The sequence below is a fragment of the Vreelandella sp. ssv genome (genome assembly GCF_059448525.1).
The window spans coordinates 1017287-1031223 of sequence record NZ_CM182545.1; the positions used below are offsets into that span (position 1 = coordinate 1017287).

Sequence of the window (13937 nt, forward strand, 5' to 3'; positions counted from 1 at the left end):
ATCGCATGGCAATAGGCCAGGCAAAGCGTGAAATTTTAAAACAATAGCTATACGATTGATCATTAAAGTACATGATTGTTGCGTTTTTCAGCAGCCTTATTCCTTGCTCTTTTCTCTTTAAAACTCGAATAGCCTCTCTTCGAGACTGAGCACTGACAGGCTTTACCTAAGACACTGTAAGCTAAAGCCGGTACAAATGAGAATGCGATGAGTCGATTATTATCAACGTTGCTACTGCTGAATTTTCTGCTCGTCGCGCCGCTATGGTGGCGGTTTGGAGAGGTGAGTGCGCATTTGATAGCTTGGGAGGCGTTTATCATTGCGCCCCTTATGCTGCTGCTTCCTGTCGGCCAAGTGCGCCGCTTAGTGGGTATTGGATTAGTCAGTTGGATCATGCTGGCAACCGCCGTTAACCTTGGGTCAGCGGCGACACATATGGCGTTTGCCCGGCCACTCAATCTCTATCTCGACGTACCGTTGCTGCGCTCCATTTATCACCTGTTAGCAGGTAATGTCGGCCAGTTATTGGCCGTCTGCGTCATGTTGGCAGGCGTTGCCTTACTGCTCGGCATAATCCTGGGTTTAACGCGACTGCTGCTCCCCCCTGTCAGCTACTCGCTCAAACGGCTACTGGGCATAGCGGCTTTCACGCTGTTGGTCGTTGCCACTACGTGCGCGGTGCTCGAACTTAACGGCGTTCGGTGGGTGGATAGTGCCCGCTTGCCAATGGTGAACAGCACGCGTTTTCAGTGGCAGCAAATTACTGATACCCACGCCGCACGCCTTGCCTTTACCGCTCAGTTGGAGGAAGTGCCAATAGAGCGTCAGCCGCTACCGGGGCTTGAAGGACGCAATGTGTTGCTAACCTTTGTTGAGTCCTACGGTGTCTCGGCACTGGATGATGCGCGTTATGCAAGCATCCTCCAGCCCACGCTGGCCGATATGCAGCAGCGGCTGGCAGCGCGCGATCTTCACGTGGTATCCGGTATGTTGCAATCGCCGATCCGGGGCGGCCAATCCTGGTTGGCCCACGCAACGGCGCTAAGCGGGCGATGGATCGATAATCAGCTGTGGTACCAATTGATGCTAGACAGCGGCCACTCCACGTTGATCAACGATTTCAGCGCCACCGGGCAGCGGACGTTGGCGGTGATGCCCGCCATCACCCTGGCATGGCCAGAAGGCGAGGCCTACGGTTTCGATGAGATAGCCGCTGCCAACGATATCGATTACGCCGGGCCTGCACTCAACTGGGTGACCATGCCCGATCAATTCACTCTCGATTACACTCAGCGTCATTTGATCGGTGATTCCCCCCTGTTTGCCCAGTTAGCGCTAATCTCCAGTCATGCCCCCTGGACGCCTATTCTGCCTGTGTTGGATGATTGGTCATCCATCGGCGATGGGCGAATTTTTGCGCCTTGGCAAGAGGCCGGGGACCCGCCAGAGGTGTTGTGGCAGGACATTGAGCGCATTCGCGATCACTATGCATGGTCGGTGGACTACGCTGTTAAGGTAACGGGACGCTGGGCTGAGCGCGTAGTGGATGACAATACGCTATTGATAGTGCTTGGCGAACATCAGCCTGCGCCGTTGATCACTGGCGATAATGCCAGTGCGGCGGTGCCAGTGCATATTATCAGTGGTGATCCAGCTCTACTGACACCATTTTTGGCCCGCGGTTTTGTTCATGGCACGCTGCCAACGTTAGCCCAAGCGCCGAACGCACCCAGGATGAGCCAACTGCGCCACTGGCTGCAGGAGGATTTTGGCGAGTTAGCGTCTGAACTAAGCGCTGATGAGCCAACGGGGACGATGCTTGAGACAGAGATTCCCGTTGATTTAAGGGCAACGACAAGGACAAGGACGTAGCAATGATTCAGCCAGTGATTTTAAGCGGCGGTAGCGGCACACGGCTCTGGCCGCTCTCGCGTGAGCAGATGCCTAAACAGTTTTTGCGCTTAACCTCGTCTCAGAGCCTGTTGCAGCAAACCCTCAGTCGGCTTACCGGATTAACCGACACAGCGCCCATGCTGATGGGCCACCATAGCCATCGCTTTTTAATGGCTGAGCAGCTACGTGAAATCGGTCAAGATGCCACCATTGTACTCGAACCCGAAGGTCGTAATACGGCACCGGCCATTGCCTGTGCGGCGCTGTTGGCCCGGCTCTCGGGAGAGGATCCACTACTGTTGGTGCTTCCCGCAGACCATGCTATTGGGGATGTTGTGGCGTTCCAGCACAGCGTTTCAGTCGCCAGGCCGTTGGCCGAAGCGGGTTACCTCGTCACATTTGGGGTGGTTCCGACGCAGCCTGAAACAGGTTACGGCTATATTGCCTGCGGCGAGCCGCTGGAAGGAGGCCATCACCTTGCGGCTTTTATTGAAAAACCGGACGCCAAACGTGCTGCAGCGTTAGTCGAAAGCGGCGATTATCTGTGGAACAGCGGGATGTTTTTGCTGCGCGCTTCAAGCTACCTGGATCAGTTACAGCGGCTACAGCCGACAATGCTGGAAGCCTGCCAGGAGGCGGTTAACAGCGCGCACCGTGACTTGGATTTTCTGCGCCTGGGCGAAGCAGCGTTTGGCCGTTGCCCGCCAGACTCCATCGACTATGCAGTGATGGAGCACTGTGATCGCGCCGCCGTGGTGCCTTTGGCCGCCGCGTGGAGTGATATCGGCAGTTTCGACGCGCTGTGGGCAACCGTTGAGCCTGATACGGCGGGCAATGCTGCTAAAGGCGATGCGTGGCTGACCGATACGCAGGATTCGCTGGTTTTTGCGGAGCACCGGCTCGTGGCCACGCTGGGTGTGCAAAATCTAATCGTAGTGGAGACATCGGATAGCGTGCTGGTGGCCCACCGTGATCAGGCTCAGCAGGTAAAGCAACTGGTGGCGTCGCTTGCCCAGGCGGGACGCAGCGAGCCCTGCTCGGCACCTCAGGTGCAGCGCCCTTGGGGCAGCTTTCAGGCGATGGACAGCGGCGAACGCTATCAGGTCAAACACATTACCGTGAAGCCTGGCGGGCGGCTATCGCTGCAGCGCCATCATCACCGTGCTGAGCACTGGATTGTAGTAAGGGGAACCGCGCGCGTAACGCTTGAGGAGCGAAGCTTCCTGGTGAGTGAAAATCAGTCGACCTATATTCCCATTGGCGCGCTCCATCGCCTGGAAAATACCGGCAAGATTCCTCTTGAACTGATTGAAGTGCAGTCGGGGAGCTACCTGGGTGAAGACGACATCGAGCGTTTAGATGATGTTTACGCCCGACATAGCCGTGAATGACGCCTAGCTCACCGTCGCTTACCAGAGCCAGCTAGCAGGGCGTGCCGGGGGGCGGCCTTTACGTACATCGATCCAGCCTAGCACGCAGCGCACGCCCAACCATACCGCTAGCAGCGGCCAGAGCAGGGTGCCAACGATGACAATACTGAGCAAAAAGGCGATGCAGGCATACAGGGTGCCGATCCAGAACGTGCGGATTAGGTACCGGTAGTGCGGCTGTAGCCACGGCGCTGCATCTTTGCGGTAGACATAGGCAATCACCACGCCAATTAGCAGGGTGATATTGGCCGTAACGATGCCCGCCAGATACAGCGCGTAAATAATTTGCGGCGGACGGGTCTCATCCCCGTTTAGGTTTTTTTGCATGATAGGTAAACTCTTGTTAATAAAGCCGATAGTCGCGGTAATTAGCTAATTTCTGCTGCTCTTGCACCACTTTACGATAGCGCTTGTACTCCCACTGATACTGAGCGGGAGCCAAGTTGATCGCGGCCTCTACACTGGCATTGACCCCTGTCGCTGACTGCACATCATCATCGCTATAGACGCGCTCATCGGCTTCCAGGAAATGAATCTCGAACCCTTTGCCAGGTACCCGCAGTGCAATGCCGGTGACCACCCTTGCCTGGGTTCGGGCTACCAGTTTCGGCAGTAGTGTGGCGGTATAAGCGTCACGACCAAAGAAGGGCGCGAAAACACCGCTGCCCCAGTCGGGCTCCTGGTCAGGCAGTATGCCAATCGCTTCGCTGCGTTTAAGCGCTTTGAGCAGGGCCGCCACCCCGCGAGGGTTGGTGGGCACCAGACTCGCCCCCATGCGCTCACGGCCATGGCGAATCACAGGATCGAGATCGATGATTTTGGGTGGTTCGTACATGGCGGTAAACGGGAAGTGGCTCGATAGCCAGAAGTTAAGCACTTCCCAGTTGCCAAAGTGCGGGGCGAGTACAATCACGCCGCGGCCATCGGAGCGGGCGTTATCGAGTTTATCGCGACCATATACCGCTAAAATGCTGGCTTCTACTTTATGCGGCTTTGCCATCCAGGCATGACCCAGCTCTAACATCGTGGCCGTTGAGTGGCGCAGGCTATGCTGGGCAAGGGCTTTACGTTCAGCATGAGAAAGGCTGGGATAAACGACAGTCAGATTACGCTCGGTTACCCAGCGCTCGCGTTTATTGGTGCGGTAGACCAGCGGCCCAAGCGCCGAGGAAATGCGCCATAGCCGGGAGAGCGGCCAGCGTGACAGCTGACGCCATAGCCAACTGATGGCACTGGCCTTGGAAAAACGGCCGCTGGTGTTATCCGTTGGTTGCGTCATAACTAAAACAACCAGGAATCTACGTTGGAAGGCGCGCGTTTCTCTTGCAGCCCTTTGAAGCCTTTAACGCAGCGGATAATCAGCCAAACGGCGAGGGCCAGTAGCAGCGGAAAACCAATAAGTATCAAGGTCAATATCGAAAATACGATGCCGTAGACCAATCCTATCCAGAACGTACGGATCTGATAGCGGTAGTGTTCGTCTAACCATGTGGGGCCTTTGCCTTTATAAACGTAGGCGATGACCACACCGATAATCGACGTAAAGCCGAGGATAAAACTGGCCAGATAAAGCGCATAAATCACCATCGCCATTGTGGTGTCTGGCTGTTGGCTTCGCTCTTCGCTGACAACGTCGCCTTTTAACGGCGCATCATGGGCGTTATCACGCATAATGTTTCCTTTCGATAAATCCGTATAAGTGCTGAGTCGTCGTTGCTGAATGGAGGGAGACGCTCAGCAGGCGCTGCCTTATCACTAGTGGGCACTGGGCATTAACGCGCTGCGGGGCGACATATTTCCAGCAGGTTACCGTCCGGGTCGCGCAGGTAGATTGACTCGATTGGCCCATTAGCGCCTTGGCGAGCAACGGGGCCTAGCTCAACGTCAATGGCCAGCGCCTCTAAGTGCTGTTTGAACTCATCAAGCGGCAATTGGCAGCGCAGGCATAAATCCAGGCTGCCCGGCGTGGGCGTCGCTGAGATGGGGGCGATGTCGGTATCGGTTTGATGCAGGCGTAGCGCTGTATCACCGAGCATTAAATCGACCCGTTGGGCATCGCGGTAACGTACGTCTAATCCTAATACCCGCGAGTAAAAATCGACGGCGCGACCCATGTCGGTCACGGTAACTACAAGATGATCCAGACCTGATAGCATGCCACTTTCCTTAATTCGTAACGATAAACCAGAGAATGCGATGATGCGCCGCTGTCCACTCTGCGCGGAATCCACTATTGCGCTCTACCACCGGGATCGGCGTCGTGACTACTACCAGTGTGCCACGTGCAAACTGGTATTTGTTCCCCCTGAACAGCATTTGAGCGCTGCTGCAGAAAAGGCCGAATATGATAAGCATCAAAACTCGCCGCATGATACGGGATATCGACGCTTTCTAGGGCGTTTATTTACCCCGCTGTCAGCGAAGCTCGCGCCCAATGCGCGCGGGCTCGATTTTGGTTCCGGGCCGGGGCCGACGCTATCCGTCATGTTCGCCGAGCATGGTTTTCAGGTGGCCATCTACGACCCTTTTTATGCCCCTGATGCAGCGGTTCTCTCCCAGACGTTCGATTTTATCACTGCCACAGAAGTGGTGGAGCACTTGTCACAGCCTGGCCGAGTGCTGATGCAACTGGCCGGGCAGCTCGCGCCAGGCGGTTATCTTGGGGTAATGACTAAGCGTGTTTCTACCCCGGACACATTTGCTCGCTGGCACTATATTAGCGACCCCACACATATCAGCTTTTTTAGTGAAGAGACCTTTCGTTGGTGGGCTCAAAAGAATAATTTAGTAGTGGAATTTCCTGGGCCAGACACGGTTATTCTACATAAATCGCTAAGGTGAAGAATTGTAACCCTAGAAAAGCATTGACTTTGCCCCCTTGGGGGCAATAATTGCGCGCCGCTATCCCTGCCTGACTCGATGTGCCAGGTGAGATAATGGTCTTTGTGAAATCGCTCAGCCGGGTTTTTCACGCCTGTTGTTCGCCCCTGTTTGTCACCACTTTCAGTCAAGACGAGGTTTTAATGTCGCGGCAACTCCTAGCCATGGCGCTGGCGCCCCTATTAGGGCTATTCATTCTCGGGATAGGCAACGGTTTTCTTGCCACCTTAATTACCGTGCGCCTCGATGCCGCCGGTGAATCGGCGACGGTGATCGGTATTGTCTCGTCAGCTTATTTCATCGGTTTGGCGTTGGGCGCAATGGTGAATGATCGTCTGTTGCTGCGCATTGGTCATATTCGTGCTTACGGCAGTTTTGCCTCGTTAGTGGCTGTCACCGTGTTACTGCAAGGCTTGTTTTTCGACCCCTGGGCGTGGTTTGCGCTGCGCTTGGTCGGCGGCTGGGCCACGGTAGGGGTTTATCTGGTCATTGAAAGCTGGCTATTGACCTCCGGTGATCAAAGAGTCCGCGGCCGCCTGTTGGCGCTGTATATGATTTCGCTTTACGCCGCCGGGGTACTGGGTCAGTTGCTACTAGGCGTGACGAATGCCATGGGTGTTACTGCGCCCTTTATGGTGATTGGCCTTCTGGCTTCGCTCTCTGTGCTACCCATGGCGATGATTCCCCGCGTATCGCCGATTATCGAGCACGCCGAGCCGCTGCCCCCCCACCGTTTGATTACCCTGACACCGACCGGCGTGATGGGCAGTTTAGGCTCGGGCATGGTCGTCGCGGCGGCCTACACGCTGTTGCCACTCTACCTGCAGCGTAATGGTATGAGCGTGAGCCAAGTAGGGCAGATGATGGCGGTACTCATCATGGGGGCCATGTTGCTGCAATACCCGATTGGCCGCTGGTCGGATCGCCATGACCGGCAAATGGTGTTGATCGCCATCAGCGGCTTCTGTGTGCTTATCTCCGCGGCGATGCTCTGGCTACCGCTTTCGACACCGCTATTGGCAGTGTTGCTGTTCCTACTCGGTGGCGGCGTGTTTGCTCTTTATCCAGTGGCCGTAAGCCACGCCGCCGACCGTGCGCCTGCCGGGGCTCTGGTGCGGATGAGCCAAGGCTTGCTGTTGATCAACTCGATTGGCGCGACCATCAGCCCACTGATGATTTCCCCGGTGATGACGGCAATGGGAGACGCGGGTCTGTTCTGGGCCTTCGGCTCGCTAAGCCTGTTCTTTGTGATGTTCTTCTCCTGGCGTCGTCATGTGCGCCCAGCACCGGTGCCCGTGGCTCCGTTTACACCGACTACGCCAATGACCGCTGCCGGTGCCGAACTGGTGGTTACCGAAGAGCTAATGCAGGGGGCGCTGGAGCATGAGCACCTGGAAGACCTCTCCGCTGCCGTTTGGGATGTCGACGCCGCCGAGCCGATGGTAGGGCCGCCTGCAGAAGATGAGAGCCATATCACTTATTATGATGATGTAGAGCAAGTAAGTCAGCGAAACTAAATACGGTTGAAGACGCTATTCATGACGGGTGATACCTTGGGCTAATGGTGTCGGTGGGAGAGTATTACTACTATCGTAGGCAGACTTTCAAACAATTGTTTAACTCTCAGCCCGAGGTTCGCTATGAATGTTTACGCCGCGCCAGTACGCGATTTGCGCTTTGTGCTCGAAGAGCTGCTAGCGCACCGCTCGCTTAGCCTACCGGGCTTTGAAGAAGCCACGCCAGACTTGGTAGAGGCGGTACTCGAAGAGGCCGCAAAACTGGCCGGTGACGTCTGGGGGCCACTTAACAAAATTGGCGATCAGCAGGGGGCCAAGCGCCACTCTGACGGTAGTGTAACGACTCCAGAAGGCTTCGCAGCGGCTTACCAGGCGTATGTCGAGGGTGGCTGGAACGGTATTGGTGTATCAGAAGCGCTAGGCGGACAGAACCTGCCCGAAGTGGTTGCCAGCGCGGTCCAGGAGATGCTTCACGGTGCCAATATGGCGCTGGGACTCTGCCCCATGCTGACCGCTGGTGCTATCGAAGCGCTGGCCCATCACGGCAGCGATGCACTCAAAGCGACCTATTTGCCCAAGCTGGTGGAAGGCACCTGGACGGGCACCATGAACCTTACCGAATCCCAAGCGGGGTCGGATCTCTCCCAAGTGCGCACCCGCGCGACCCCTGAAAATGACCACTACCGCATCAGTGGTCAGAAGATCTATATCACCTGGGGCGAGCACGACGCCGCCGAGAACATCATCCACTTGGTTCTGGCCCGTAAGCCCGATGCCCCGGCAGGCAACAAAGGCATCTCTCTGTTTTTAGTGCCCAAGTTCCTGGTTAACGAAGATGGCTCACTGGGCGAACGCAACGATGTCACCTGCGCCTCTATTGAGCATAAGCTGGGCATTCATGGCTCGCCGACATGCACCCTAAGTTTTGGCGAAAACGGGGGCGCCATTGGCTACTTGATTGGTGAAGAGGGGCGTGGTCTTAATCACATGTTCACCATGATGAACGAGGCGCGCCATAAAGTCGGTATTCAGGGCATTGGCGTGGCCGAACGTGCCTGCCAGCATGCCTTTGCCTATGCGCTTGAACGTCGCCAGGGGCGCTCTCCGAAACCGCGCGGCGGCGCTGAGTGCAGCATTAGCGATCACTTGGACGTGCGTCGTATGCTGCTTTCGATGCGAGCGCGTACCGATGCGCTGCGCGCCCTGGCACTGTGCTGCGCCGCTGAGCTGGATACCGCCCGCCACGCTGAAAGTAATGAAGCCCGTCAAACCGCCCAGGCCCGTGCCGATATACTGATTCCGGTGATCAAAAGCTTTTCTACCGATCAAGCAGTGGATATTGCTTCCATGGGCATTCAGATCCATGGCGGGATGGGCTACGTGGAAGAGACCGGGGCAGCGCAGTTACTGCGCGATGCCCGCATTGCCCCCATCTACGAAGGTACCAACGGTATTCAGGCGCTCGATTTAGCGGGCCGTAAGCTTCAGCGTGATAACGGCGAAGCATTCACCGCACTCCTTCATGACGTTGCTGCCACCGTGGAACAGCTGAACGCTGATCCCGCACTTAATGCGTTGGGCCGTGGCTTGGCCGCAGGCTTGGAGGATATGAAAGCCGTCCAGGCCATTGTGCTGGAACAAGGCTCTGACCCTGAAAAAGGGGCAGATGCAGTGCAGGCCTACGCCACGCCGTTCCTTAACTTGGCAGGGCATGTACTGTGCGCTTGGCAGATGGGCCAAGCCGCGCTGAAAGCCCAAGCCGCCCTTAACAACGGCAACGACGATCCCTTCTATACTGCCAAAATGCGCAGCGCCGAATTTGCCATTACCCAGTGGCTACCGGTCGGTCGCGCCCAACGTGCGGTGATTGAGGCGGGCATGCAGTGTTTAAGCGAATTTGAGGTTCATTAACGCTAATGTATCAGCCAGCACCGCCGCCCTAGAGGCGGCGGTGCTATTTCTAGACTATCAAAACAACGATTTAAAACGTGCCTTTAAAACGAATGCTTTCAACAACATCAAAAAAAATCAGGAGCCGACCATGACCACCATTTTCGAGCAAGGCTTGCCCAAAACCGCAGCTAACCACGTACCGCTTTCACCGCTGACCTTTATTGAACGCTCGGCGTCGGTCTATCCCGACTACCCGGCGGTGGTTCATGGCAGCACGCGGCGTACTTGGAGCCAATCCTGGTCGCGCTGCCGCCAGCTTGCTTCTGCTCTTCAGCAGCGGGGAATTCAACCGGGCCAAACGGTGGCGGCGATGCTGCCTAATATCCCCGCCATGTTCGAGGCGCACTTTGGCGTGCCGCTGGCGGGTTGTGTGTTGAACACTCTGAATATTCGCCTGGATGCTGACGCAATCAGCTATATGCTGGAGCACGGCGAGGCTAAAGCCATTCTTGTTGATCCCGAGTTTGCTGAGGTCATCCAGCAGGCCGTTGCCAAGCTTACCCACAAGCCGCTGATCATTGATGTGGCCGATGTAGAGTTTCTCGGCGACACGCAAGGCATTGGTGATATTGAGTACGAAGCGCTGCTTAACGAGGGCGACGCCGATTTCGCCTATCAACTGCCTGCGGATGAGTGGGACGCGATCTCGCTCAACTACACTTCGGGCACCACCGGCAAGCCCAAAGGCGTGGTTTATCACCACCGCGGCGCTTATCTCAACGCGGTGAGCAATATCATGGAGTGGGCAATGCCTCACCACCCGATCTATCTGTGGACGCTGCCGATGTTCCACTGCAACGGCTGGTGTTTCCCCTGGACCATTGCCGCCAACGCCGGGGTTAACGTGTGCCTGCGCCGCGTCGACCCGAAAAAGATTATGCAGCTAATTGCCGAAGAGAAGGTCACTCACTTCAGCGGGGCGCCTATTATTCTGAATAGCCTGGTGAATTTGTCTGCGGAAGATAAGCGTCAGTTCGATCACCCCGTCAAAGTCACCACTGCCGGTGCCGCGCCGCCTGCCTCAGTGATTTCCGGGGTCGAGAAGCTGGGTATTGAAGTGACCCATGTGTATGGCCTAACCGAAGTGTATGGTCCGGTGACCGTATGCGCCTGGCGCGAAGCGTGGAATGAATTACCGCTGGAAGCGCGAGCCAAAATCAAAGCCCGCCAGGGGGTGCGTTACCACATGCTCGAAGCGCTATGTGTTGCCGACCCGCTCACCTTGGAGCCAGTACCCAAGGATGGCCAAACCATGGGTGAAATACTGATGCGTGGCAACAACGTGATGAAGGGCTATTTAAAGAACCCTGAGGCCACCGAGCAGGCGCTGGAGGGCGGCTGGTACCACACCGGCGATCTGGCGGTATGGCATCCAGATGGCTATATCGAGATCAAAGACCGCTCGAAAGACATCATTATTTCCGGTGGAGAGAACATCTCGACCATTGAAGTGGAAGACGCCATTTACGGTCATCCCGCCGTTGAAGAGGCAGCCGTGGTCGCCAAGCCTGACGAGAAGTGGGGCGAAACGCCCTGTGCGTTTGTGAAGCTCAAAGTGGGCTACGGCGAAGTCACCGAGGCCGATATTATCGCCCACTGCCGTGAACATTTGGCGGGCTACAAAGTCCCTAAAACAGTCATTTTCAGTGAGCTACCGAAAACATCAACGGGCAAGATACAGAAATTCGTCTTGCGTGAAGAAGCTAAAAATCATTAACCATTGCTGATAGGTATAAGCACTAGCTGTAATAACCGCTAGTAGAGATAACCGATAAAGGAGATCGTGCATGAGTGACCAACAAATTGGTGTAGTGGGAGCCGGTACCATGGGGCAAGGGATCGCTCAGGTAGTGGCTGCCAGTGGCTTTAACGTGCGCCTTTACGATGTGGCCGAAGAGCAGCTTGGCCGTGCCAAGGCGAATATCGATAAAGGCTTGGCTAAATTGGTCACTAAAGAAAAGCTCAGCGAGGCGGATAAAAGCGCCGCTCTCGCGCGTCTATCGACCACTACCACACTCAATGCTCTAAGCGACTGCGCGATCATTATCGAGGCCGCCCCCGAACAGCCTGAACTCAAAGAGAAGCTGTTCCGCGATCTTAGCCAAATGAGCAGCACGGCTATTTTAGCCTCCAACACCTCGTCGCTTTCGCTCACCCGCCTAGCAGCGGTGTGCGAGTACCCCGAGCGCGTGGTGGGCATGCATTTCTTCAACCCGGTGCCGGTGCTCAAGCTGGTGGAAGTGATTCGCGCCGAGCAAACCTCGGACGCTACCGTGGCCGAGATTGAAACGCTCGCGAAGGCGCTGGGCAAAACCGCTGTGCCGGTAGGTGATGCGCCGGGCTTTGCCGTGAATCGACTGTTGGTGCCCATGATCAATGAGGCAGCGTTTATCGTGCAGGAGGGCACCGCAACGCCGGAAGCAGTTGATAACGCCATGAAACTAGGCGCGGCTCACCCAATGGGGCCGCTAGCGCTGGCGGATTTGATTGGGCTGGATGTGTGCCTGGCGATCATGGAAGTGCTTCAAGAGGGCTTTGGCGACCCGAAATACCGTCCCTGCCCCTTGCTCAAACGCATGGTCGCTGCGGGCTATCTAGGCCGTAAAAGCGGTCGTGGTTTCTACTCTTACGACTAGCTTGTACTGAGCAGAATAGCGCCGAGTAAAGAAGTCATTGCCACTCAACCAAGCGTTCGCTAGGGTTGAGTGGCGTTCACTTTCATATTCAATAACAAATCAGGAGTCCGCCATGAGCGAAGCAGTGATCGAGAAGGTTGATAACGATGGAATGGTGCGACTGACCATCAATCGTCCTAAAGCGCTGAATGCCCTTAACAGCGAAGTGCTTGCCGCGCTGGAAGCACATTTGGTTGAGCTTGAAGCCCACCCGAACCTACGCGCCGTGCTGATTACCGGTGCGGGCGAGAAGTCCTTCGTGGCGGGTGCGGATATCACCGAAATGCGTGAAAAAACACCCGAAGAAGCCCGGGCCTTTGCCAGCCAGGCGCTGCGTACGATTAAACGCCTAGAGACACTGCCCGTGCCGGTGGTCGCGCTGGTGAACGGGTTTTGCCTTGGCGGCGGCTGCGAACTGGCGCTGGCCTGCGACTGGGCCGTAGCCAGCGACAACGCCGTGTTCGGCCAGCCGGAAGTACTGCTGGGCGTTATCCCCGGCTTTGGCGGCACCCAGCGCCTGCCACGCCGCGTCGGGCCTGCCATGGCGATTGACCTGGTCACTACCGGGCGCAAAATCGATGCCCACGAAGCGCTGCGTATCGGCCTAGTCAACCGCGTGATGCCGCAAGCGGAGCTGGAGAGCTACGTTGAAGAGCTCACCAAGCAACTCAAAGGCAACGGCCCGCAGTCAGTGCGCGGCGCCAAGCAGGCAGTTCACGACGGGTTGGATCAAGATCTTGATAGCGCCCTAGCGCTGGAAACCAGCCTGTTTGCCTTCTGCTTTGCCGGTGACGAGCAGAAAGAGGGCATGGCGGCATTTGTCGAGAAGCGCAAACCGAACTTCTAGGTTTGGATTAATTACAGTTTTACTTATTTAGGGGGTGGCGCTTGCGCCACCCCCGTTTTATTCTCGAAGTCTAACCGTTACCTTTAAGAGAATCGCCACTATGCAATGGGTCGCGTTTATCCTAGCTGCGCTTGGTTTCGCTTATTTGCCTGGACCTGCAATGTTATATACCGCAGCGCAAACGCTGGGGCGCGGCCGGCGAGCAGGATGGTTAGCGGTCATCGGTGTTCACATGGGCTGCTACGTTCATGTGGTGGCCGCCGCGCTAGGATTAGCGTTGCTGTTTGCGGCTATTCCCCCTGCCTACATCGCCATGAAAGTCATCGGTGGGCTCTACCTGCTCTGGATGGGGCTGCGGCTATGGCAGCAGGGTATTCGCGCTCACGGCGAAGAGGTGCCGCTGGCAACCACCAAACGCGTGCTGCGCGACAGCTTTCTGGTGGAGATGCTCAACCCTAAAACCGCACTTTTCTTTGTCGCGTTTCTGCCTCAGTTTGTGCAACCCGAGAGCGCAATGCCGGTAGCTTGGCAACTGCTCTGGCTAGGTGTCGCTACTAATGTGCTGTTCTCATCTGCGGATGTCATGGTGGTGCTACTTGCGAGTCCTCTTCGCGAATGGCTGCAAAAATCCCACGGCTCCTCTCGGCTCATTCAGCGCATTGGCGGTGGTGTATTAATGGGGTTAGGTGGCAATACCCTGGCTCAGGCGGCACGTTAATGATGGCAGCCTATATCGTTCGGC

The 13937-nt window shown here is 56.3% G+C and carries 13 protein-coding genes; 9 read left to right on the plus strand and 4 right to left on the minus strand.

Annotation, left to right across the window (positions count from 1 at the left end):
• The first annotated feature begins 207 nt into the window (after positions 1-207).
• Positions 208-1872 carry an alkaline phosphatase family protein gene (locus tag AC5TBW_RS04720; RefSeq protein WP_495510965.1) on the plus strand — a complete coding sequence of 555 codons (1665 nt, stop codon included), beginning with the start codon at positions 208-210 and terminating at the stop codon, positions 1870-1872.
• Positions 1873-1874: 2 nt separating this feature from the next.
• Positions 1875-3284, plus strand: a complete 1410-nt coding sequence (locus AC5TBW_RS04725) for a mannose-1-phosphate guanylyltransferase/mannose-6-phosphate isomerase (RefSeq protein WP_495510966.1) — start codon at positions 1875-1877, stop codon at positions 3282-3284.
• 18 nt (positions 3285-3302) lie between these two features.
• Here the strand turns inward: AC5TBW_RS04725 and AC5TBW_RS04730 are convergent, their stop codons facing one another.
• The 4 genes from AC5TBW_RS04730 to AC5TBW_RS04745 all read right to left on the minus strand — a co-directional run bounded on the left by AC5TBW_RS04730 (position 3303) and on the right by AC5TBW_RS04745 (position 5479).
• Positions 3303-3650, minus strand: a complete 348-nt coding sequence (locus AC5TBW_RS04730; RefSeq protein ID WP_495510967.1) for a DUF4870 family protein — start codon at positions 3648-3650, stop codon at positions 3303-3305.
• A gap of 16 nt (positions 3651-3666) precedes the next feature.
• Positions 3667-4602 carry a lysophospholipid acyltransferase family protein gene (locus tag AC5TBW_RS04735; protein ID WP_495510968.1) on the minus strand — a complete coding sequence of 312 codons (936 nt, stop codon included), beginning with the start codon at positions 4600-4602 and terminating at the stop codon, positions 3667-3669.
• Positions 4603-4604: 2 nt separating this feature from the next.
• On the minus strand, positions 4605-4994 hold the full coding sequence (locus AC5TBW_RS04740) for a DUF4870 family protein (RefSeq protein ID WP_495510969.1): 390 nt from the start codon (positions 4992-4994) through the stop codon (positions 4605-4607).
• A gap of 101 nt (positions 4995-5095) precedes the next feature.
• Positions 5096-5479: a VOC family protein gene (locus tag AC5TBW_RS04745; protein ID WP_495510970.1), complete on the minus strand. Its 384-nt coding sequence runs from the start codon at positions 5477-5479 to the stop codon at positions 5096-5098.
• Between AC5TBW_RS04745 and AC5TBW_RS04750 the strand changes: the two genes are divergently transcribed.
• The 7 genes from AC5TBW_RS04750 to AC5TBW_RS04780 all read left to right on the plus strand — a co-directional run bounded on the left by AC5TBW_RS04750 (position 5478) and on the right by AC5TBW_RS04780 (position 13913).
• Complete coding sequence (locus tag AC5TBW_RS04750) at positions 5478-6164, plus strand: class I SAM-dependent methyltransferase (protein ID WP_495510971.1); 687 nt, start codon at positions 5478-5480, stop codon at positions 6162-6164. The two genes, AC5TBW_RS04745 and AC5TBW_RS04750, sit on opposite strands and share 2 nt — an antisense overlap.
• A 182-nt stretch (positions 6165-6346) precedes the next feature.
• Positions 6347-7720: an MFS transporter gene (locus tag AC5TBW_RS04755; protein ID WP_495510972.1), complete on the plus strand. Its 1374-nt coding sequence runs from the start codon at positions 6347-6349 to the stop codon at positions 7718-7720.
• A 123-nt stretch (positions 7721-7843) separates the two neighbouring features.
• On the plus strand, positions 7844-9631 hold the full coding sequence (locus AC5TBW_RS04760; RefSeq protein ID WP_495510973.1) for an acyl-CoA dehydrogenase: 1788 nt from the start codon (positions 7844-7846) through the stop codon (positions 9629-9631).
• 130 nt (positions 9632-9761) lie between these two features.
• Positions 9762-11390 (plus strand): acyl-CoA synthetase, encoded by a 1629-nt coding sequence (locus AC5TBW_RS04765; RefSeq protein ID WP_495510974.1) that lies wholly within the window; start codon positions 9762-9764, stop codon positions 11388-11390.
• A 70-nt stretch (positions 11391-11460) separates the two neighbouring features.
• Entirely contained in the window at positions 11461-12309 is an 849-nt protein-coding gene (locus AC5TBW_RS04770; RefSeq protein WP_495510975.1) for a 3-hydroxybutyryl-CoA dehydrogenase, read from the plus strand.
• Between the two features lie 112 nt (positions 12310-12421).
• Positions 12422-13195 carry an enoyl-CoA hydratase/isomerase family protein gene (locus AC5TBW_RS04775; RefSeq protein ID WP_495510976.1) on the plus strand — a complete coding sequence of 258 codons (774 nt, stop codon included), beginning with the start codon at positions 12422-12424 and terminating at the stop codon, positions 13193-13195.
• 100 nt (positions 13196-13295) lie between these two features.
• Complete coding sequence (locus AC5TBW_RS04780) at positions 13296-13913, plus strand: LysE family translocator (RefSeq protein WP_495510977.1); 618 nt, start codon at positions 13296-13298, stop codon at positions 13911-13913.
• Positions 13914-13937 lie beyond the last annotated feature (24 nt).

Bases quoted from the DNA above. Each gene is read 5' to 3' on its own strand.
- AC5TBW_RS04720 (WP_495510965.1), top strand. From the start codon at position 208: ATGAGTCGATTATTATCAACGTTGCTACTGCTGAATTTTCTGCTCGTC.
- AC5TBW_RS04725 (WP_495510966.1), top strand. From the start codon at position 1,875: ATGATTCAGCCAGTGATTTTAAGCGGCGGTAGCGGCACACGGCTCTGG.
- AC5TBW_RS04730 (WP_495510967.1), bottom strand. From the start codon at position 3,650: ATGCAAAAAAACCTAAACGGGGATGAGACCCGTCCGCCGCAAATTATT.
- AC5TBW_RS04735 (WP_495510968.1), bottom strand. From the start codon at position 4,602: ATGACGCAACCAACGGATAACACCAGCGGCCGTTTTTCCAAGGCCAGT.
- AC5TBW_RS04740 (WP_495510969.1), bottom strand. From the start codon at position 4,994: ATGCGTGATAACGCCCATGATGCGCCGTTAAAAGGCGACGTTGTCAGC.
- AC5TBW_RS04750 (WP_495510971.1), top strand. From the start codon at position 5,478: ATGCCACTTTCCTTAATTCGTAACGATAAACCAGAGAATGCGATGATG.
- AC5TBW_RS04745 (WP_495510970.1), bottom strand. From the start codon at position 5,479: ATGCTATCAGGTCTGGATCATCTTGTAGTTACCGTGACCGACATGGGT.
- AC5TBW_RS04755 (WP_495510972.1), top strand. From the start codon at position 6,347: ATGTCGCGGCAACTCCTAGCCATGGCGCTGGCGCCCCTATTAGGGCTA.
- AC5TBW_RS04760 (WP_495510973.1), top strand. From the start codon at position 7,844: ATGAATGTTTACGCCGCGCCAGTACGCGATTTGCGCTTTGTGCTCGAA.
- AC5TBW_RS04765 (WP_495510974.1), top strand. From the start codon at position 9,762: ATGACCACCATTTTCGAGCAAGGCTTGCCCAAAACCGCAGCTAACCAC.
- AC5TBW_RS04770 (WP_495510975.1), top strand. From the start codon at position 11,461: ATGAGTGACCAACAAATTGGTGTAGTGGGAGCCGGTACCATGGGGCAA.
- AC5TBW_RS04775 (WP_495510976.1), top strand. From the start codon at position 12,422: ATGAGCGAAGCAGTGATCGAGAAGGTTGATAACGATGGAATGGTGCGA.
- AC5TBW_RS04780 (WP_495510977.1), top strand. From the start codon at position 13,296: ATGCAATGGGTCGCGTTTATCCTAGCTGCGCTTGGTTTCGCTTATTTG.